Here is a 19,132-nt window from a genome sequence, read left to right on the forward strand (position 1 = left end):
CGTCACCTCCGCCGCCTATCGTTGGGCCCGTGACCAGCCCAGACCTGTCCTCGGCGGCGGCGCGCACCGCGCCCTCCGTCCAGGTGATCGCCCATCGCGGTTCCTCCCACGCGCTGCCCGAGCACACCTTCGCGGCCTACCGGCGCGCGCTCGACGAGGGCGCGGACGCCGTCGAGTGCGACGTCCGGGTGACGGCCGACGGCGAGCTGGTCTGCGTGCACGACCGCCGGATCGGCCGGGTCTCGAACGGCCAGGGCACCGTCTCCGCGATGACCCTCGCCGAGCTGGAGGCGTACGACTTTGGCGCCTGGAAGACCGGCCGCCCCAGCACCGACCCGGAGCTGCGCGGCGTGCTGCGGCTGGAGCGCCTGCTGGAGCTGGTGGTGGACTGCGGCCGCCCGGTGGACCTGGCGATCGAGACCAAGCACCCGGTGCGCTTCCGCGGCCGCGTCGAGGCCGAGCTGCTGCGGATGCTGGAGCGGTTCAAGATCGGCGCGACCCGGGAGGGCGACCGCCCGTCCGCCCGGATCATGAGCTTCTCCTCGATCGCGCTGAACCGGGTGGCCACCGCCGCGCCGGAGTACCAGCGGGTCTTCCTGATCGAACGGATGCTGCCGCTGCTCGGCCAGCTGCGCCCGGGCAGGCCGCTGCCGGGCGGGGCCCTGATCGCCGGCCCGGGCATCGAGCTGATCAAGGCCAAGCCGCAGCTGGTGCCCCGGCTGCGCGAGCTGGGGCACCAGGTGCACGTGTGGACGGTGGACGAGCCGGCCGACGTCGAGCTCTGTCTGGAGCTCGGGGTGTCCGCGATCATCACCAACCGGCCCGCGGAGGTGCTGGCCCAGCTCGGGCGGTGACCGGCCGACGGGCCGAAGGCCGTACCGATTCAGCCTGATCACTCTGGTCGGCAGTCAAACCTTCCGCGCACGGTATTGCCGGAATTCTTGCGTTCGGGCGACGGAGGGTGAGCACGGAATGGCCTCTCGTCGACCCTGAGTCGCGTTGCTCGAAATGGACTCGCGGGATCCTCCGGCGGTCGTTTCCGACGCATTACCAAGGGGCATCCATCCCTCGGCATACGCTGAAGGAGGTCCGGGGGTGGCGTTGATGGTGGCGCGTGAAGTGCCGACTTCATCGACCATGGCAGTGCCGCACGGCCCAGCGAGTGTCGGGGTCGTACGGCGCCGGCTGCGTCGAGATCTGGGTGACAGGCAGATACCGGAACCGGTCATTGATGACGCTGTATTGATCCTTTCCGAACTGTTGAGCAACGCCTGTCGATACGCCCGTCCGCTCGGCCCGCTGCCGGCCCTCGGCCGCGGGGCCCGGGCCGAGGTGGTGGACCAAGTGCTGGTCGGCGTCCCCTCCGGGACGCACCCCGCAGCGGGCGGCCGGGAGCACGACGAGGGTGCGGACGAGCCGGGCGGCGGCGTGCTGGTCCGCTGGCAGATGCACGCCGACGGCGTGCTCACCCTGGAGGTCACCGACGGCGGCGCGGCCACCCGGCCGCTGCCCGCCAGTCCTTCGCTGACCTCGCGGGGCGGTCGCGGTCTGAGCATCGTCGACCAGTTGGCCAGCGGCTGGGGGGTGCGCGACGCGCCCGGCGAGGTGACGGTCTGGGCGGCGCTACCCGCGCGGGCCCGGCACGCCCGGCGCACCGGCGGTGACGCGCGCAGCGCGTAGCCGCACGTCCGCGGGCACACGTCCGCGGGCACACGCCCGTACGACGCCCGCCCCGGCGCGTTCCTGCGCGCCGGGGGAACGTCAGTAGGCTTCCCGGAGCAAAGGACCACCGTTCCCGGGAGAGCCGCACCATGGGCAAGAAGGCCGCCAAGAAGGCGCCGCAGCGCCAGTCCACCACCGCCGTCACGGGCGAGATCCCCGTGGTCGGGGCCCGCGAGGACTGCCCCTGCGGCTCGGGCCGCCGGTACAAGGCCTGCCACGGCCGGGAGGCCTCGCACGCGGTGCAGGAGCTGGTGCACCGCCCGTTCGAGGGCCTGGCGGGCGAGGCCGACTGGGTGGCGCTGCGCGAGCTGGTGCCGGCCGCGACGGTGCCGCTGACGCTGGCCGCCGGGGTCGCCGAGACCGCCACCGGTGACGTCCCGTCGGTGACCCTGGCCACCGTGCTGCCGCTGGCCTGGCCGGCGCTGCGCCGCCAGGACGGCTCGATCCTGCTCGGCCTGCAGACCCAGTCCGCCTCCGGCGACCTCAGCCGCGACCTCGCGGACGCCCTGGAGCTGGCCCTGGCCACCGAGCCGGGCACCCCGGTGCCGGCCCGCCGGACCGTCCCGGGCGGGCGCCGCCTGCAGGACCTCCTGGACACCACCGCCGCGTTCACGCCCACCGTGCACACCGGCTTCGAGTTCTGGCTGGAGGACGCCGAGACCGCCACCGGCGAGGTCGCCGCCTCCCTGGAGCGCGCCAACGCCTCGGCCATCCCGACCGAGAAGCTGGCCGGCCTCGACGCCGCCTACTGGTGCGGCACCCCGGACAAGAACCACCTGCGCTGGGTGATGACCGTGCCCGAGGAGAAGCTGTTGGACGCGCTGGCCCGGCTGAACGCCGCCGGCGAGGCCTCGCTCGGCCCGGACACCCGTCTGGTCGGCTCCTTCCGCGCGCACGGCCTGACCGTCCCGGTGTGGGACCTCCCGCTCGCCATGACCGCCGCCGACTGCGAGAAGCCGGCCGCCGAGTTCGCCGAGCGGCTCGCCGCCGTCCTCGCCGACGAGACCCCGCTGACCGCCGACGAGCGGCGCGCCCGCGCAAACCTGGTGAACCGTCAGGTCACCTTGAACTAAAGCGCGCAGGATCAGGGTGATACGCGTCACATTGTCGCGGTGAAGCCGCAATTTCCGGGCCTGGAGGGCGTCTTGGAAATTGGCGCGGGCGCGGATCCTTGTTACTGTCTAAAGAGTCCGGCCGCTGGTGCATCCCCCGTCGCCAGCGGCCGGATCTTTTGTTTTTCCGGAGCGGCCCGCCGAAGCGGGCCCCGGAACCCCTCCGGCGGCACCCCGTCAGTGCGCCGAGCGGCCGCTGTCCAGCCGGACCGTCGCGTCGACCAACTCGCCCAGCAGCGGCCCGACCTGCGGCAGCCAGACCCCGCCATCCACCGACGGCCGCGGCGCCAGCACCCAGCGCACCCGCCCGGCCGCCCCGCCGGGCGGCAGCGGCAGGAAGCCGCCCGGCCCGTGGTAGCGCAACGATCCCGGCACCCAAGGGAGTTGGGCGAGCATCTCGCCGAGCGCGTCGAGCGAGTACGGGGCCACCAGGAGCGCGTAGCGGCCCGGCGTCGCCAGCACCGGGCCGAGTGGCAGCCGCAGCGCGCCCAGGTGGACCAGCGCCCGGGCCCCGGCCGCCGCGGGCAGCGAGACCGCCGAGACGGCGGAGCCGGTGGCGGCCAGCACCGGCGCGTCCGGGCTCTGCCGCTCCCACCACCAGCGCACCATCCGGGCGTCCGTGGTGGCGGCCAGCAGCGAGGGGTCGTGCGGATGCGCGCCGGGCACCGGGCAGTCCGGGTCGCCGCAGGAACAGCGCCCGCCGCACAGCACGGTGCCGGGCACCACGGGCCAGCGGTGTTCGACGGCGGCCGTCAGGGCCGCGTCCAGCCGGGCGGACGACCCCTGCGACCGGCTCTTCGGATTCTCACGCATGGCGCTCGTTCCTTTCCCTGACCGCTCGGTTCGCTCCGCCCCACGGCATCCGGCGGGACTCGCCACGCGGGCCCGCGACGGCACGGCCCCGGGCGGCGCGAAGCGGGGGCGGGCGGCATGGCGGACGGCGCGGCTACGACGTGGAGCACGGAGTGGAGCACGACATGAGAAGGGCCGCGCACTGGAACAGCCCTTGGAACGAGAATCCCGTATGCGACCGGATGGACGCCGCCCGGGCGCGCTTGGTTCCACCGTACGAGTGAGAGACTTCCGGCCAGCCCGATGCACGGGCGGCGCGGACATACGATCCGCACGGCCGCCCGGTCCGTCCTCTCGGTTCTGCCCGCTCCCGGCCCGCTCCATGCCTCCGGACCCGGCCGGCGCGCGCACCGACCACGCACGCCCTCCGACCGGGGTGATGACGATGTGGAACCGGCCACCGCGTCGTCCTGGATCTGGACATGCCCCGAATGGCCTGTGTAGAAGTGGTGGCATTGCTGTCGATCAATGACGAGTAGTAGCGAATCGAGGCGAAACACGCCCTTTGGCCGTGCTCGCTCCACATTGGGCCGTATCTGGGGGTTCCACATGGCACGTAGCACCGCGTCAGGAGTGGCGGCATGACCGAGTCCCACGCGTCGACGTCCCACCCGTCGCCGACGACCGCCGAGCTGGGCGAACCCGGTTGCGCGGTCGGGCTCACCGTCCTCGACCCGCCCGGCCTGCTCGGCCCCGCCGACGCGCCGGAGGGCAGCGCGGACGACCTCACGGCACCGTCCGCCACCGTGCAGGACCGTTTGGCCGGACGTCTGTCCGACATCACCAGCCTGCACGAGCACACCGAACGGCTCGCCCGCGCCCGCGGCCTCGCCGCCACCCTGGACGCCGTCCTCGCCTCCGGCGCCGCGCTGCTCGGCGCCAGCCGCGGAGTCCTGGTCACCCTGATGCCCGGCGGCGGCCCCGGCCAGCCGGTCGGCCTCGGCCTCGACCGGGCCAGCCTCGGCGCCCTGGAGACCGTCCCGACCGAGCAGAGCCTGCTCGCCCGGCTGCTGCGCGAACAGGACCGGCCCGAACACCTGCACTCCGCCGACCTCGCCGAGGACCCTGCCGTCGGCGCCCGGCTGCGCGAACTCGCCGTCCACCTCGGCCTCGGCGGCGCCTTCGGCCTGCCGCTCGCCACCGCCGAGGACGGCCCGCTCGCGGCCGCCGTCTGGTTCTACGACCGGCCCGCCGAGCCCGCCGACCGCCGGCGCGAACTCGCCCGCCACTACTGCGAGATCGCCGCCCCGCTGCTCGCCAAGCAGTTGGAGGCCGAACGCATCCTGCGCACCACCGAGGCGCTGCGCCGCGGCCTGCTGCCGGACCGCCTCCCCCGGCCGGACGGGCTGCGGCTGGCCGCCCGGCTCCTCCCGGCCGGCCTGGACCACTCCTGCGGCAGCGACTGGTACGACGCCATCCCGCTGCCGGACGGCACCGTCGGCCTCACCGTCGGCTCGGTCTCCGGCGACGGCCCCGGCGCGGGCCCCGGCTCCGCCCCCGGCGCGGCCGCCGCGATGGGCCGGGTCCGGGCCGCGCTGCGGGCGTACGCGGTGCTGGAGGGCGAGGACCCGGTCTCCGTCCTGGGCGACCTGGAGCTGCTGCTCAAGACCACCGAGCCGAGCCGCACCGCCACCGCCGTCTACGCCTGGGTCGAGCCCGAGGAGCGCCGGATCACCCTCGCCGGCGCCGGGCACTGCCCGCCGATCCTGGTCGGCCGGCGCGGCGCCGAGTTCGTCGAGACCTCGCTCTCCGCACCGCTCGGCATGCTGACCTGCTGGGAGGCCCCCGGGGTGGACTTCACCGCCGAGCGCGGCGACACCCTGCTGCTCTACACCGAGGGCCTGGCCCGCCGCTGCGGCCCGACCCTGCACGCCGGGCAGGCCAACCTGCGCAGGGCCGCCGCCGACGCCCCGCGCGACGTGCGGATCGACCCGGACCGGCTCTGCGCCCACCTGCTGGCCGTCTGCCCCGTCCCGGACGCCGCCCCGGCCACCGACGACCTGATGATGCTGGCGGCGCGCTTCGAGTAGGCATTCGAGTAGGCATACGAACCCCGAATCGGTGAGCGGCCGGGCGTCCGTACCATGGACGCACGGCCGCCCGCGCGTGTCGCGATCCGACACCTCCCCCGAGGGGCGGCGGTACCACCCCCAAGGAGGCGTTGCACGTGACCGAGGACCGGACCCCCGCGGTGGCCGAGAACCCCGAGGCCGAGGGCGGCGAGGAGCCGCAGCAGTTCAGCGGCCGCAAGAACGGCCTCTACGGCGAGATCTCGGACGAGCTGTCCGCCTCGATGAAGTCCGGCTGGGCCGACACCGAGCTGCACGGCCTCGCCCCCATCGCCCAGGCCCCGTACGCGGCCGAGCGCCGCGCCAAGCTCTCCGCCGCCTACCCGGGCCAGCGCCTGGTCGTCCCCGCCGGCAACCTGCGGGTGCGCGCCAACGACACCGACTACAGCTTCCGCGCCGCCAGCGAGTACGTGCACCTCACCGGTGACCAGACCGAGGACGCGGTGCTGGTCGCCGAGCCGACCGGCGAGGCCGGCCACGAGTTCACCCTCTACCTGCTGCCCCGCTCGAACCGCGAGAACGGCGAGTTCTGGCTGGACGGCTACGGCGAGCTGTGGGTCGGCCGCCGACACAGCCTGACCGAGCAGGAGCAGCTGCTCGGCCTGCCCGCGCGCGACGTCCGCAAGGCCGCCGAGGAGCTGGCCGAGCGGGCCAAGGACCCCGCCGTGCCGACCCGCATCGTCCGCGGCTACGACACCGGCCTGGAGGCCGCGCTGGCCGAGGTGCTGGACGCCGACAAGGACGCCGAGTTCAAGGAGTTCCTCAGCGGCCTGCGGCTGGTCAAGGACGAGTGGGAGATCGGCGAGCTGCGCGCCGCCTGCGACGCCACCGTCAACGGTTTCACCGACGTGGTCCGCGAGCTCGGCCAGGCCGTGGCCACGTCGGAGCGCTGGATCGAGGGCACCTTCTGGCGCCGCGCCCGGGTCGAGGGCAACGACGTCGGCTACGGCACCATCGCCGCGGCCGGCCCGCACGCCACCACCCTGCACTGGGTCCGCAACGACGGCGACGTGCGCCCCGGCGAGCTCCTGCTGCTGGACGCCGGCGTGGAGACCCACACCCTCTACACCGCCGACGTCACCCGCAGCCTGCCGATCAACGGCCGCTTCACCGAGCTGCAGCGCAAGATCTACGACGCGGTGTACGACGCCCAGGAGGCCGGCATCGCCGCGGTCACGCCGGGCGCCCGCTTCCGCGACTTCCACGAGGCCGCGCAGCGCGTCCTCGCCGAGCGCCTGCTCGCCTGGGGCCTGCTGGACGCCTCGGTGTACGACGTCGAGAAGGTCCTGGAGCTCGGCCTGCAGCGCCGCTGGACCCTGCACGGCACCGGCCACATGCTCGGCCTGGACGTCCACGACTGCGCCCACTCGCGCCGCGAGGAGCACGTCGACGCCCTGCTGGTGCCCGGCATGGTGCTCACCGTCGAGCCCGGCCTGTACTTCCAGCAGGACGACCTGACCGTGCCGGAGGAGTACCGCGGCATCGGCGTCCGGATCGAGGACGACATCCTGGTCACCGCCGAGGGCAACGAGAACCTCTCGGCGGGGCTGCCGCGCCGCTCCGAGGACGTCGAGGCGTGGATGGCCTCGCTCGCCTGAGCCGATCGGTGAAGGGCCCGGTCTCCTCTTGGGGAGACCGGGCCCTTCGGCCGTCGGCGGGAGGTCAGCGCCGGACGGCGGGCCGGACGGTGGTGACGGCGCCGGTGTGGCCGTCGGAGTCGCCGCCGACCTGGATCTCCACCGGACCGGCGTCAGCGGTCCGCTTCAGGCCGACCCGGAACGTGTACTCGACCGGGTTGCCCTTCATCACGCCCACCAGCTGGGAGGGCGCCACGCCGAGCAGCCCGTTGCAGTCCGGGGTCACCTCGAAGCTCTTCCACTCGTCGCGGACCTTCGCCTCGATCGTGACGTCCTGACCGGACAGGCCCTCGCCGGTGGGGAGCGCCAGCCGCACCACCGGGCGCAGCAAGCCCGAGCCGTCGGGCGACGAGACCTTGAAGGAGAACTCGGTCGGGGTCTTGCCGACGACGAGCTCGGTGGGGGTGGACACCGAGGTCACCACCGGGCGGTGGCTGTCGACGACCGCCGCGTTCACCACGCTCTTCGCCATGGTCTTGAAGGAGTGCGGCACCACGGCGTCCGCCTCGACGGCCAGCTGGCCCGGCTGGTTGCCCGCGTCCAGCACCATCCGGTACTCGACGGTCCGGCTCTCGCCCGCGGCCAGGGTGAAGGCCGCGTCGTCGCCCGTGCCCGCGTAGTCCATCCCACCGCCCTGGCTCAGCGTCGGCAGGGCCTTCCAGCCGGAGGCGTCCTTGCGCTCCAGGGTGCCCTTCGCCATCGCGAGCGTCTGGTAGCACTGCGCGCCCTCGAACGGCTGCGTCGCCACCACCGGCGCCACCTGACGGCTGCCCGTGGAGTCGTTGTTCTTCCAGGTCACCGAGAAGGAGACCTTGTCACCCACCTGGATCCGCCGGCCCTCGCTCAGGCCGTCGAAGGTGATCCCGATCCCACCGGCCGACGCGGGCTTCCGCTCGGCGGCGGGGGCGGCGGCGGTACCGGTGCCGGTGCCGGTGCCACCCTGCGCGGACTTGGCGGCGGGGGCCTTGGCCTTGGAGGTCTGGGCCTTGGAGGTCTGGGCCTTGGAGGTCTGGGCGGCGACCGGCGCTGCGGCGGCGGCCGTGGTGGGCTCCGAGGTCGGGGTCGAGGTGACGGGTGCCGACGGAGCAGGGGCAACGGGGGTGGCGGCCGGGGAGGCCGGGGCGGAAACCGCGGGCGCGGCCGAACGGGCGGCGGTCGGAGCGGCCTGGGAGCCGGCCTCGGGCGAGGTGCAGGCGGCGGCGCCGATGGCGGCGACGACGGCGAGCGGAACAATCTTCGCAATACGGGCAATAACGGACGTGCTCATGTGACAGTCCCCCAGAGGACACGGTGATGGTGGTGATCGGATGAACGGGCGCCTTGCCTTCGCGCCTGGAGGAGCCGGCCCGAGCCCCGGCCCCGCCGGCTCGCTCTCCCCGCCTCTCACCCTGATAGACGTCCATCCCCGCAGGGGGTTGCAGGTGAGTTCGGAAATTTTTTCGCGACCTCCCGCCGGAACGCCGAAAGGCGCCGCGACCAGGGGTTCTCCCCTCGTCGCGGCGCCTTCCGCGGCAGCCTGCCGGACCCTACTTCACGACCCGCACCGGGATGCTGTTCCGGCCGATGACGGTCAGCGGGCTCGTACCGTCGTACGGCAGCACGGCCTGCGCCGTCACCGGCATCACCCCGGCACCGTTCGTGCCGTCGAGGGTGAGCCGGAACTTCACCGTCCTGCTCTGGCCCGGCGCCAGCGGGAAGGCGGCTGCCTTGCCCACCGTCGCGTAGTCCATGCCTCCCCCGGGCGAGACTGGAAACGGGGTCCAGTGGTCACCGTCCAGGCGCTCCAGCTTGCCCGCGTTCATCGGCTCGGTTTCACCACTCGGCGGCGATCCCGCATAGGACTCGGTGTAGAGCAGCGGCTGGACCGATGCGTAGGAGGTCTGGCCGGTGTTCTGGTACGTCACCGAGAAAGTCACCGGTGTGCCGTTCGCCGGCACCTGCTGGCCGGCGCCGAGGCCGTCGAGGGCGATGCCGATGTCGTTCCCGTTCGGCGCGAGGGACGGGGTCTTGTAGCCGCTGAGGTCCAGGGTGTCCAGGATGGAGACCACGGCGGCCTGGTGCTCCGACTTGAGGCCGGCCGTCGTCAGGTACACCTGGTCCTGGGGGAAGCGCCACATCTGCGCGGTGAAGGACTCCTTGTCGTTGCAGGAGACCTGCCAGAGGGACTTGTAGGCCGGGCGACCGGCCACGATGTCCCGGGTGCTGGTGGGGACGGAGGTCTTCAGCGCGTCGTTCGGGCCGAGGGCGTGCGGGTTGCCCCACACCGGGCAGGAGGGCTGCTTGGCCCAGCCGGACTCGCTGCTGGACGCGGTGACGCTCGGCCAGGAACCGCTCTGGTTGGCCTCGTCGGAGCTGGTGTAGACGGTCAGCAGCGCACCGTACGGTTCGCAGTCGGCGCCCTGGGCGGACTGCGGCGCGCCGAAGGCGAGGACGCACAGTGAGGAGGCCGTGGGACCAGGGACCGCCCGCCAGCCCGCCGGGACCTTGAACTTGACGCCGCGGAAGGTGTACGGCGTGCCCGGCCCCGTCGGGGCACCGGTGGCCGTGGAGGCCGAGGACGGAGTGACGTCCGCGAGTGGGGCGTCCGTCTCCGCGTCGCCGGTCGGGGTGCCGGTGTCGGTGGGGGTGCCGGTGTCGGTGGGGGTGTCGGTGGGGGTGGGGGTGGCCGTCGGGCTCGGGGAGGCCGTCGGGCTCGGGGAGGTGGTGATGCTGGCGGCCGGGGGCGGGGGGACGTCCTGCTTGGCGACCGGGTCGCCGTGGAAGGCGAGCACGCCGATGGCCAGGGAAGCGGCCAGGGCGAGGATCGGCGCGGTGGTCAGGTACACCGGGCGCAGCCTGCGGATCCGGCCCTTCGGGGGTGCGGCCGGGCGCAGGTCGTGGGCGGTGACCATGGAGGCGCGGGCGTTCATCGCCTCGCGGAGCAGCCGTTCCATCGAGGTCCCGGCCGATCCGTCGTCGTCACCGCCGCCCGGGCGGGGGAGCTTGTCGGTCATCGAACCTTCTCCAGGTGCTTTTCCAAAGCGTCCAGGGCCCGGCTGGCGGTGGACTTCACGGCACCCCGGGAGAGTCCCAGGGTCTCGGCTATCTGCGCCTCCGACATGTCGGACCAGTAGCGCAGCACCAGCACCTCACGCTGGCGGGGGGTCAACTCCTGCAGGGCGACGAGGACTCGCCGGTGCTCGTCGTTGAGCACCGCGTGGTCCTCGGCGGAGGGCGCGTCGGCCTCGTGCGGGGGCACGTACTCCCGGGCGGTCTTGCGGCGGCGCAGCATCGAGCGGGCGCCGTTGACCACCGCGGTCCGCAGGTATCCGAGGGCGTTGTCGAGGTCGTCCAGGTTCTCACCGTGGCGCTGGTAGAGCTGGGTGAAAGCTTCCTGCACGACGTCCTCGGCCAGGTCCTGATGGTCCACCAGGAGCACGGCCATCCGTACCAGGCCCAGCCGGTGGGCGTGGTACAGGTCGGTCAGGGTGGGTCGGTCCTCCGCGGGCTTGCGGCCGCCTCGCAGCAGCCGGAAGCCGGAGCGGCGCTGTGCCGCCTGCTGGTCGGAGCTGAGGTCGGCGATCGGCTCGCCGGCCTCCTGCGCGCCGAACAGCGCGGCGACCACACCGCGGACGGAGAAGCCGCGCCGCCCCGCCGGCGCGGCGATCGGCCCGATGGCCATGGACATGTGCGGTCTGCTTTCCCCCGGGACGGTGACGGCGTTCGCCGGACCGTCAGGCCACCTGATCAAGATCACGATCGGGGAGATCTTCGCAGCCGATCTCGGCCCCGGTTCTCTCCACCCCCGTAGCAAAGGACGTGTGACGGGCGTGGAGGTTGCAGGGGAATTCGCGGAAAGTTCCGGGGTGGCCGCGACGGCTACACTCACCGGGATTCCGCCACCCGTGAGCAGGGGGTTCGCATGGCCGAGCAGCACGTCGGGCAGCACGTCGAGAGCGCGGCCGGCGCGGGCACCGCCGCGGGCGGCCGACCGCGCCCGGTGGCCGTCGTCATCGGCCGTCGCCCGGAGCCCGTGCACGATGTCGCGGTGTACGCCTTCGAGGGTATGGCGCCGTTCGAACTCGGCGTGGTGGTCGAGGTGTTCGGGCTGGCGCGGCCGGAGCTGAGCGGCCTGCTGGCCGCGCCCTGGTACGGGCTGAAGGTGTGCGCCGACCGGCCCGGGACGGAGCTGGACGCGGTGGGCGGCTTCGCGCTGACCGCCAAGTACGGGCTGGACGACCTGGCGGCCGCCGACACCGTGGTGGTCCCGGGGGTGCGCAACGCCTTCAGCGGCCACGTGCCCCCCGAACTGGTCGAGGCGCTGCGGACGGCGCACGAGCGCGGCGCCCGGATCGTGTCGATCTGCTCGGGCGCCTTCGCGCTGGCCGCCGCCGGGCTGCTGGACGGCCGGGAGGCGACCACCCACTGGCGGTACGCCGAACTGCTCCAGCAGCGCTACCCGAAGGTGCTGGTCAACCCGGACGTGCTGTACGTGGACAACGGCGACGTGCTCACCAGCGCGGGCAGCGCCGCGGGGATCGACCTGTGCCTGCACCTGGTCCGGCGGGACCACGGCGCCAAGGTGGCCAACAGCGTGGCCCGCCGGTTCGTGGTGGCGCCGCACCGGGACGGCGGGCAGGCGCAGTTCATCGAGGCCGCCGTCCGGCCGGTCGAGGAGGAGGACGACGGGATCGCCCGCAGCATGCAGTGGGCGCTGGACCACCTGGCCGACCCGCTGACCGTCTCGGTGCTGGCCCGGGCGGCCCGGATGTCGGACCGCTCGTACCTGCGGCACTTCACCGCGCGCAACGGCACCAGCCCGATGCGCTGGGTCGTCACCCAGCGCATCGCGGCCAGTCTGTCGTTGCTGGAGTCCCCGGACGGGACGGTGGAGGAGATCGCCGCGGCGGTCGGCTTCGAGAGCGCGGCGACCTTCCGCCACCACTTCGGTCGGGTGATGCGCACCTCGCCGACCGCCTACCGGCGCTCCTTCGGGCGCGGGGTGGCGTAGCCGCCGGTTCCCCCGTACCGGCGGTTCCCGGTACCGGCGGCTCCCCCATGGCCGCCGGTCCCCCGTACCGCCGGCTCCCCCCGTGGCGGCGGTTACGCCTTCTCGCTCCGGTCCGCGTTGGCGAGGATGGCGTCGTGCAGCCACTGCGCCAGGCCGGGGGCGAGGTCCTCGTAGGTGGTGGTCCAGCGCGGGTCCGAGACGTACAGGCACGCCAGACCGCGGTGGATGGTGAACGTGCAGTCGTAGAAGTTCTGGCAGATGTGCTGCCGGTGGGCCTCGGCGAGGTCCATGGCCGCGGTGCCGTCGGCGGGCTCGCCGGCGGTGACCGCCTCCGCCAGGCGGTTGTTGAGCTCGGTCATCTCGTTCTGGATGCGCTGCCAGTCGGCCTTGGTGTAGCCGCCGGTGCGGCGCTGGGACTCGGCCCAGGCCTCGGTGTCGCCCCAGCGCTGCTCGGCCTCCTGCTCCCACTCCTCCCGGTAGCCCTCGCCGAAGATCTCGAACTTCTCCTCCGGGGTCAGCTGAATGCCCATCCTGCGTGCCTCCATGGCGTGTTCGACGGCGGTGGCGATTTCCTGGAGGTGCCTGATCCGGTCAGTGAGCAGTCGGTGCTGCCGCCGGAGGTGTTCGCTCGGGCTGACCGAGTCGTCGTCCAGGATCGCCGCGATCTCCTCCAGGGGGAATCCGAGCTCGCGGTAGAACAGGATCTGCTGCAGCCGGTCGAGGTCGGCGTCCACGTACCGGCGGTAGCCGGCCCGGGTGCGGCCCGCGGGGGACAGCAGTCCGATCTCGTCGTAGTGGTGCAGGGTGCGGACGGTGACCTTGGCGATCTTCGCCACGGCGCCGACCGAGTAGCCCTGGTTCTCGTTCATCCGGGTCCTCCCTGGTGCTGACCACAACCCTCCGCTCTCACGTCGCGTGAGGGTCAAGCCACAGGGTCGAACCGTGGGCGCGGAGGGCCTCAGGCGTCGGCGCCGACCAGCACCCGCTCGCGCCGCCGGGAGGTCCGGCGGCGTCCGTCGCCGCCCTGGGCCGGGGGGCGGGGTCGCCGGGTCTGTTGGGTGGGCCAGAGCAGCACGTACCCGGCGGAGATCACCACGAAGGCGAGCCGGACGAAGCCGCGGGCCGAATCGGACGGCAGGAACAGCGTGCCGCCGTACAGCGCGACCAGCGCGATCCAGCTCCACCACGGGACCAGCCGCTTCTGCCCGACCGCGTCCCAGAGCAGGGTGCCGAGCAGGATCGAGGCCGTGTAGTACGTGTAGACGCTCGGGTCGAGCAGGACGCGGGCGTCCGCCCCGAGCAGCACCACGGCCGGCCAGCGGCCGCGCCAGACGGCGACGCAGCCGAGGCCGATGCCGAGCGCGAACTGGGTCGGGCGGTCCCACCAGGGGGTGGCCGGGTCGGTGACCCCGAACCAGCGCAGCGCGGAGGCGGGCTGGTTCGGGATGGTGAACTTGGCGGCCGCCATGGTGTCCAGGTTGCCCAGGTAGAACGGCAGCCAGGCGACCGCCACCAGGACGCAGAACCAGATCGCGGTGCGCAGCCAGGCGGGCCGGGGCAGGGCCAGGATCAGCGGGGCGAAGGCGATCGCCCATGGCTTGGAGTCCACCGCCAGGGCCAGGAAGATCGCGACCTGGGTGGGCTTGCCGCGGGCCAGGGCGTGCGCGGCGAGGGTGGTGAAGAACAGCGCGAGGACGTCGTCCAGGTGCGCGAAGCGGACCGAGACCTCGACCCACATCGGGATGAACGCCAGTCCGGCGATCAGCAGGCGCTGTTGGAGCCGGCGGTGGTTGGTGCCGGTGCCCAGGTAGTACAGGGCGGCGGTGCGGCCGACCAGGACCAGCATCACCAGGCCGAGCCCGGCGCTCACCGCCTCGGCGACCAGCTGGCCGATGTGCGGCGAGAACGGGGCGGTGAGCCGGGCGGCGGCCAGGCTGACCGGGCCGATCTGCAGCTCGGGGTGGTGGGCGTAGAGCGAGAGACCGCCGTCGGGCTGGTGGCTGAAGAGCAGCTGCTCGCCCTGGCGCAGGTAGTGCCAGGAGAAGCCGCCGCTGGGCTCGACCAGGAAGAACCAGAGGATCGTCCAGGCGGCCAGCAGGACGTGGTGCCTGCGGAGCGGCAGCCCCGCGATCCGCCCTGTCGCGGCTTCGTAGTCGGTGGTGGTCTGTGCCGTGCGTGCTACCCGCACCTGTCCCTCTCCCCGCCGTTCCGCCCCCCTCCGGCCGGACATCCTATGTGACGGAGAAGTACCGCCCGTGCCGCCCGGGTGTCCGTACGAACGGACGGCCGGGCGGCACGGCGGCACTCACGGAGCTCCCCCAGGGGTCAGCTCTGCTGGCCCGACTTGCGACGACGCAGCACCACGAGGGTGCCGACACCGGCGACCAGGACGGCGCCGCCGGTGGCCGCGATCGCGGTGGTGTGATCACCGCCACCGGTGGTGGCGAGGGACTTGTCCGCGTTGGCGGCGGCGGTCTTGGCCTTGGTGACACCGGCCGGGGTGATCTTCGGCGCGGTGACGGTCGGGTTCTGCACCGGGAAGTCGATCGGCTGCGGGGCGTCGGTGCTGCTGCCGCCGGACGGCACCGGGGCGCCGGTCGCACCGGAGTCGGACGGCGAGGCGGACGGCGAACCGGTGCCGGTGGCCGGGGTGGTCGGCGCCGCGGTCGGCGTCGTCGGCTCGGCGGTGGGCTTCGTCGGCTCGGTGGTGGGGGTCGAGGTGGCCGTCGCGGTGGCGGTGGCGGTGGCGGTCGCGGTGGCCGGGGCGGTCGGCGACGCGCTGGAGGTCGGCGTGTGGCGGGCCGTGGGCGAGCTGCTCGCGGTCGGGCTCGGCTTGCCGGTCTTGGTCGGGGTGGGGGTCGGGGTGGGCTTGCCGCCGCCGGCCTTGATGGTGAAGCCGGCGCCCTTGATCCCGTCGCAGCTGAAGCCGCCGTGGTCGTTCTCGTCGTTGGCGTCGGCGGAGTAGACCACCGGCACGACACCGGCCTTGCCCAGCGGGGTGTCCTCGGTGAAGGAGGCGCGGACCTTGATGTCGACGCTCTTGCCCTGGGCGAGGAAGAGCAGGGCGTCGTCGGCGGCGTCGCCGCCGTCGGTGACGCCGCCGAGGAACATCAGCACGGCGCTGTCGTCGCCGTCGCCGCCGCCGGGGGCGATGACGGCGGTCTTCCAGGTGCCGCCGCCGGGCAGCGAGGCCGGCAGCTGGTACTCGAGCTTGAGGTCCTTCGCCTTGAGCGTGCCCGCCTTGTTCTTGAACTTCAGCAGCGGGAAGGCGACGAAGTCGGTCTTCGTCGAGTTGTCGATCCGGTAGGTGAACTCGCGGGCGTCGCCACCGGCGATGAAGGTGCCGGGAACGCCGTGGACCGAGAGGTCGAGGGCCTGGTGGCCGGCCTTCTCGGCCTGGGCGGCGGCGGACGGGGTGCCGGTGGCGCCGACGGCCATGGCGCCCTGGGCGCCGGCCAGCACGAGCGAGGACGCGAGCGCGGCGGCGCCGGCAAGGGCAAGACTGCGACGTATGGACAAGGAGACCTCACGGAAGTTTCCGGGCGAGGCCCGGGCGCGAGGGGGCGGCCGCAGACGCCGCGAAACCCCTCACGAAGCTGAAAGTCCGACGGAGAGTACCGAACGATCCAGCCACTCCGGAAGGCAGGTGCCGTGCTGTGGTCCGCGCCCGACCCCGGGGCGCCCGAATCGTCCAACTCCGTCCGGCTGTAGGGCTTTTGCGCTTCGCCGGGAGATGACCGCAGAGTGACGGGTACACGTCCGGACGACGGTACCGCACGGGCCGGAATGGCGTGAATGCGTCACTCCGCGGGAGTCCCGGGAGCCTCAGTCCGCGAAGAAGGACTTGGCCGCGATCAGCGCCCGCTCGTCGCGCAGAACGTCCCCCGGGCGGGTGCCGTTGCCGAGCAGCGCGCCGCCCCAGCGCATCCCCATGTACTCGGCGGTCAGCCGGAGCGTGCCGATCAGCGGCTCGGCCTTGTCGTCCCCGGTAGCGAGGGCGGTGACGCCCCAGACGGTGCCGCCGCGCAGCCCGGCGCGGAAGTCCAGGCCGGGCACCCGGAGCCAGGCCGACCAGTAGTCGAGGTAGAGCTTGGCGGTGGTCGGCAACGAGTACCAGTACAGCGGCGCGACGAAGACCAGGTCGGTGGCCTCGAGGGTGGCCTCCAGCAGGGTCCGCTCGTGCCCGGCCGGCTCGGGGTAGCGGCCGTCACCGGTGTGCCGCAGGTCCTGGAAGGGCGGCAGCGGGTGGTCGGCGAGCCGCAGCCAGCGCTGCTCCGCGCCGGCCGGCAGGCTCGACTCGGCGGCCAGCCGGGCGAGTCGCTCGGAGTTGCCGCCGACGCGCGCGCTCGCGTCGAGGAACAGGAAACGGCGTGGCGCCTCGGCGCCGGACGGCTGGTCGGACATCGGAGACTCCCCCGGTCGGGTGCTGCGGACGGACGTGCGAGCAGCCGTCGCGCGCCGGTTATTCCGCGCCCGCGCCCCGGAGAACCGCAGGCGGGTCAGTCCGTCAGCCCGGCCCGGCGGCGGGCGACCTCGGCGACGGCGGCCCAGTCCTTGTCCCCGTCGCCGTGGGCCAGCGCGTCCAGGAAGGCGTCCCGCAGGATGCCGCCGAACGGCAGCGGGACGTTGCGCTCTGCCCCGGCCGCGAGGGCGAGGCCGACGTCCTTGAGCCCGAGCGGCAGCCGGAACCCGGCCGGCTCGTACCGGCGCTCCGCGACCATCGACCCGTAGCCGGAGTAGACCGGCCCCGGGAAGAGCGTGCCGGTGAGCATCTCGACCAAGTCGGTGGGCCGCACCCCGTGGGCCTCGGCCAGGCTGCACGCCTCGGCCATCGACTCGATCGCGCAGGCCAGCAGGAAGTTGGTGCTGATCTTGGCAGTGTTGGCCTGCCGGGGGCTGTCGCCGAACCGCCAGGTGCGCTCGCCCATCGCGGCGAACAGCGGCTCGGCCCGCTCCAGCAACTCCGGCGCGCCCGCGGCCAGGATGTTGAGCCGGCCCGCCGCCGCGACCGGGGGCCGGCCGAGGACCGGCGCGGCGACGTAGCCGATGCCGTGCTCGGCGTGCAGCGCCTCGGCGCGCTCGGCGAGCGCCAGCGAGACGGTGGCCATGTTGACGTGCAGCGTCGTGTCCGCGCCCGCCAGCAGCCCGGGGTCGAGCAGCAGCCGCTCGAACGCCTCGTCGTTGGCCAGCATGGAGACCACCGTGTCGGCGGCGAAGACCTCGGCGACCGTGCCGGCCGCCTCCGCGCCCTGGGCCACCAGGGCGGCCACCGGCTCGGGCGAACGGTTCCAGACCCGTACGGTGTGGCCGGCCCGCAGCAGGCTGCCGGCCATGCCCTGCCCCATCGCGCCCAGCCCCACGAAACCGACCGTCGTCGTCCCGGTCATCCGCGCACTCCCGTCGCCGTAGCCGTCCGTTCGTGGCCGACTGTACGTCAGGGCGGCTCGGCGCCGGGGTGGCTCGGTTCCGGAGTCGTCGGGCGCCGAGGTGCTCGGACGCTGAAGTGCTCGGACGCCGGAGCGGTCAGACCTCGGGGTGGTCAGGCGCAGACGCGCGCACGCCGACGGCTGCGGTTCGCGGCGGCCCCGCGCTCCAGCTCGGTCACCACCCGGTGGCGCAGCAACTCGTACTGGGCCTGGAGCCGGCCGGGGCGGGCCGGCCGGGCGACCGGGCGGCCGGGGCCGACCAGCTCGTCCGGCCCGAACTGCTCGCGGGTGAGGTCGATCTCGAAGCCGGTGGCGAAGCGGTTCCACCAGTGGAGGTCCGTCCGGACCCCGTCGACGTGCACCTCGCCCATCATCAGCTCGCCGCCGAGCAGGTCGTTGACCACCAGCGACGTCACCCCGCACTGGCCGCGGGCGGGATTGTCGGGACGCCAGTGGGCCAGGTCCTCGGGCGCACAGGTGTCGACACCCCAGGAGGAGCGGATCGCACGTTCGATGTCGTTGAGGGTCCACGCCGTCATACCGGGAAGCCTGCCACGCGGCACTGACAACGACACCGGCTTTTCAAAGGGTCACCGCCTGTTCTGCGACGACCCTCCCGGTGTTCACCCGAACGAGGACACCGCGGCGCTCGGCCCGGAACACGCCTCCGGCCGGTCGGCCACGGGGGTGGGCCGACCGGCCGGGTGCGTCACTTCGCCAGGGCGGCGACGCCGGCCTGCGCGAACTGCTCGTCCAGGTCGCCGCTGGGCGCGCCCGCGACACCGATGCCGGCGACCGGAGCGCCCTTGGCCTGCACCGGCGCACCACCGGCCAGGAACAGCGTGCCCGGGATGTCCTTCAGGTTGGGGGCCTGGGCGAGGCGCTTGGCCAGCTCCGAGGTCGGGGCGTTCCAGGAGACCGCCGTGAAGGCCTTGCGCTCGGCCGACTCCGGGGCCTGCGGGCCGGCGCCGTCGCCCTTGAGCAGGACCCGGGTGACGCCGTCGCGGTCGACCACGGCGACCGCGACGTGCTGGCCGGCCTTGGTGGCCGCGTCCAGGGCGGCCTGGGCGGCGCGGGTGGCGGCGTCGATGGTCAGGCCGGTGCTCTGGGCCAGGTTCTTGTTCTGGGTGTCGACCTTGACGGCAGCCGGCGCGGCCGGGGTCTCGGCGGTCTCGGCGCTGGCCGAGACGGCGCCCACGCCGACGGCGGCGAGCGCGGCGACGGTGCCGGTCAGCACCCGGGTACGCACGGAGGTCTTCTTCATGGTCCAGCTCCTCAACGGATCTACGGGGTCTGCGGCCCGCGCGGCGGATCGGGCCGCGGC

17 protein-coding genes are annotated in these 19,132 nt (G+C 73.6%); 6 read left to right on the forward strand and 11 right to left on the reverse strand.

Features of this window, described 5'->3' with window-relative positions; all coding sequences use genetic code 11:
• Window positions 1-29: 29 nt before the first annotated feature.
• From ACFQ87_RS02775 to ACFQ87_RS02785, 3 genes are all read left to right on the forward strand, one after another.
• The gene (locus ACFQ87_RS02775; protein ID WP_380608764.1) at window positions 30-854 is read left to right on the forward strand and encodes a glycerophosphodiester phosphodiesterase; all 825 of its coding nucleotides are present in this window, start codon (window positions 30-32) and stop codon (window positions 852-854) included.
• 388 nt (window positions 855-1,242) lie between these two features.
• The gene (locus ACFQ87_RS02780) at window positions 1,243-1,680 is read left to right on the forward strand and encodes an ATP-binding protein (protein WP_380608765.1); all 438 of its coding nucleotides are present in this window, start codon (window positions 1,243-1,245) and stop codon (window positions 1,678-1,680) included.
• Window positions 1,681-1,811: 131 nt separating this feature from the next.
• The gene (locus ACFQ87_RS02785; protein WP_380608766.1) at window positions 1,812-2,795 is read left to right on the forward strand and encodes a DUF5926 family protein; all 984 of its coding nucleotides are present in this window, start codon (window positions 1,812-1,814) and stop codon (window positions 2,793-2,795) included.
• A gap of 216 nt (window positions 2,796-3,011) precedes the next feature.
• Here ACFQ87_RS02785 and ACFQ87_RS02790 read toward each other — a convergent pair whose 3' ends face one another.
• On the reverse strand, window positions 3,012-3,647 hold the full coding sequence (locus tag ACFQ87_RS02790) for a bifunctional DNA primase/polymerase (protein WP_380608767.1): 636 nt from the start codon (window positions 3,645-3,647) through the stop codon (window positions 3,012-3,014).
• Between the two features lie 620 nt (window positions 3,648-4,267).
• Here ACFQ87_RS02790 and ACFQ87_RS02795 point away from each other — a divergent pair.
• Together ACFQ87_RS02795 and ACFQ87_RS02800 are read left to right on the forward strand one after the other, a co-directional pair.
• Complete coding sequence (locus ACFQ87_RS02795; protein ID WP_380608768.1) at window positions 4,268-5,716, forward strand: PP2C family protein-serine/threonine phosphatase; 1,449 nt, start codon at window positions 4,268-4,270, stop codon at window positions 5,714-5,716.
• Window positions 5,717-5,853: 137 nt separating this feature from the next.
• On the forward strand, window positions 5,854-7,353 hold the full coding sequence (locus ACFQ87_RS02800) for an aminopeptidase P family protein (RefSeq protein ID WP_380608769.1): 1,500 nt from the start codon (window positions 5,854-5,856) through the stop codon (window positions 7,351-7,353).
• A 64-nt stretch (window positions 7,354-7,417) separates the two neighbouring features.
• Here the strand turns inward: ACFQ87_RS02800 and ACFQ87_RS02805 are convergent, their stop codons facing one another.
• The 3 genes from ACFQ87_RS02805 to ACFQ87_RS02815 form a co-directional block, all read right to left on the reverse strand.
• Window positions 7,418-8,659 (reverse strand): hypothetical protein, encoded by a 1,242-nt coding sequence (locus tag ACFQ87_RS02805; RefSeq protein ID WP_380608770.1) that lies wholly within the window; start codon window positions 8,657-8,659, stop codon window positions 7,418-7,420.
• Between the two features lie 259 nt (window positions 8,660-8,918).
• A complete protein-coding gene (locus tag ACFQ87_RS02810; RefSeq protein WP_380608771.1) occupies window positions 8,919-10,385 on the reverse strand; it encodes a hypothetical protein in 1,467 nt (488 codons plus the stop codon).
• Window positions 10,382-11,059: an RNA polymerase sigma factor gene (locus ACFQ87_RS02815; protein WP_380608772.1), complete on the reverse strand. Its 678-nt coding sequence runs from the start codon at window positions 11,057-11,059 to the stop codon at window positions 10,382-10,384. The genes ACFQ87_RS02810 and ACFQ87_RS02815 overlap by 4 nt, the downstream gene beginning before the upstream one ends.
• 234 nt (window positions 11,060-11,293) lie before the next feature.
• On the opposite strand from ACFQ87_RS02815, the gene ACFQ87_RS02820 reads away from it, so the two are divergent.
• Window positions 11,294-12,382: a helix-turn-helix domain-containing protein gene (locus ACFQ87_RS02820; protein WP_380608773.1), complete on the forward strand. Its 1,089-nt coding sequence runs from the start codon at window positions 11,294-11,296 to the stop codon at window positions 12,380-12,382.
• Window positions 12,383-12,474: 92 nt separating this feature from the next.
• On the opposite strand, the gene ACFQ87_RS02825 is transcribed toward ACFQ87_RS02820, so the two are convergent.
• The 7 genes from ACFQ87_RS02825 to ACFQ87_RS02855 all read right to left on the reverse strand — a co-directional run bounded on the left by ACFQ87_RS02825 (window position 12,475) and on the right by ACFQ87_RS02855 (window position 19,072).
• Entirely contained in the window at window positions 12,475-13,251 is a 777-nt protein-coding gene (locus tag ACFQ87_RS02825; protein WP_380608774.1) for a MerR family transcriptional regulator, read from the reverse strand.
• An 89-nt stretch (window positions 13,252-13,340) separates the two neighbouring features.
• Window positions 13,341-14,570, reverse strand: coding sequence for a hypothetical protein (locus ACFQ87_RS02830; protein WP_380608775.1), 1,230 nt, complete (start codon window positions 14,568-14,570; stop codon window positions 13,341-13,343).
• Between the two features lie 137 nt (window positions 14,571-14,707).
• Entirely contained in the window at window positions 14,708-15,901 is a 1,194-nt protein-coding gene (locus ACFQ87_RS02835) for an LPXTG cell wall anchor domain-containing protein (protein WP_380608776.1), read from the reverse strand.
• Window positions 15,902-16,207: 306 nt separating this feature from the next.
• On the reverse strand, window positions 16,208-16,786 hold the full coding sequence (locus tag ACFQ87_RS02840; protein WP_380608777.1) for a flavodoxin family protein: 579 nt from the start codon (window positions 16,784-16,786) through the stop codon (window positions 16,208-16,210).
• Between the two features lie 95 nt (window positions 16,787-16,881).
• Window positions 16,882-17,769 (reverse strand): NAD(P)-dependent oxidoreductase, encoded by an 888-nt coding sequence (locus ACFQ87_RS02845; RefSeq protein WP_380608778.1) that lies wholly within the window; start codon window positions 17,767-17,769, stop codon window positions 16,882-16,884.
• Window positions 17,770-17,921: 152 nt separating this feature from the next.
• Window positions 17,922-18,347 (reverse strand): hypothetical protein, encoded by a 426-nt coding sequence (locus ACFQ87_RS02850; protein ID WP_380608779.1) that lies wholly within the window; start codon window positions 18,345-18,347, stop codon window positions 17,922-17,924.
• Window positions 18,348-18,517: 170 nt separating this feature from the next.
• A complete protein-coding gene (locus ACFQ87_RS02855; protein WP_380608780.1) occupies window positions 18,518-19,072 on the reverse strand; it encodes a heme-binding protein in 555 nt (184 codons plus the stop codon).
• Between the last annotated feature and the right edge of the window lie 60 nt (window positions 19,073-19,132).

This window comes from Kitasatospora sp. NPDC056531, assembly GCF_042794375.1.
GTDB lineage: Bacteria > Actinomycetota > Actinomycetes > Streptomycetales > Streptomycetaceae > Kitasatospora.

Excerpts from the sequence above, each read along its gene's own strand:
- ACFQ87_RS02785 (WP_380608766.1), top strand. The coding sequence starts at position 1,812 with ATGGGCAAGAAGGCCGCCAAGAAGGCGCCGCAGCGCCAGTCCACCACC.
- ACFQ87_RS02790 (WP_380608767.1), bottom strand. The coding sequence starts at position 3,647 with ATGCGTGAGAATCCGAAGAGCCGGTCGCAGGGGTCGTCCGCCCGGCTG.
- ACFQ87_RS02795 (WP_380608768.1), top strand. The coding sequence starts at position 4,268 with ATGACCGAGTCCCACGCGTCGACGTCCCACCCGTCGCCGACGACCGCC.
- ACFQ87_RS02805 (WP_380608770.1), bottom strand. The coding sequence starts at position 8,659 with ATGAGCACGTCCGTTATTGCCCGTATTGCGAAGATTGTTCCGCTCGCC.
- ACFQ87_RS02810 (WP_380608771.1), bottom strand. The coding sequence starts at position 10,385 with ATGACCGACAAGCTCCCCCGCCCGGGCGGCGGTGACGACGACGGATCG.
- ACFQ87_RS02815 (WP_380608772.1), bottom strand. The coding sequence starts at position 11,059 with ATGTCCATGGCCATCGGGCCGATCGCCGCGCCGGCGGGGCGGCGCGGC.
- ACFQ87_RS02820 (WP_380608773.1), top strand. The coding sequence starts at position 11,294 with ATGGCCGAGCAGCACGTCGGGCAGCACGTCGAGAGCGCGGCCGGCGCG.
- ACFQ87_RS02825 (WP_380608774.1), bottom strand. The coding sequence starts at position 13,251 with ATGAACGAGAACCAGGGCTACTCGGTCGGCGCCGTGGCGAAGATCGCC.
- ACFQ87_RS02840 (WP_380608777.1), bottom strand. The coding sequence starts at position 16,786 with ATGTCCGACCAGCCGTCCGGCGCCGAGGCGCCACGCCGTTTCCTGTTC.
- ACFQ87_RS02845 (WP_380608778.1), bottom strand. The coding sequence starts at position 17,769 with ATGACCGGGACGACGACGGTCGGTTTCGTGGGGCTGGGCGCGATGGGG.
- ACFQ87_RS02850 (WP_380608779.1), bottom strand. The coding sequence starts at position 18,347 with ATGACGGCGTGGACCCTCAACGACATCGAACGTGCGATCCGCTCCTCC.
- ACFQ87_RS02855 (WP_380608780.1), bottom strand. The coding sequence starts at position 19,072 with ATGAAGAAGACCTCCGTGCGTACCCGGGTGCTGACCGGCACCGTCGCC.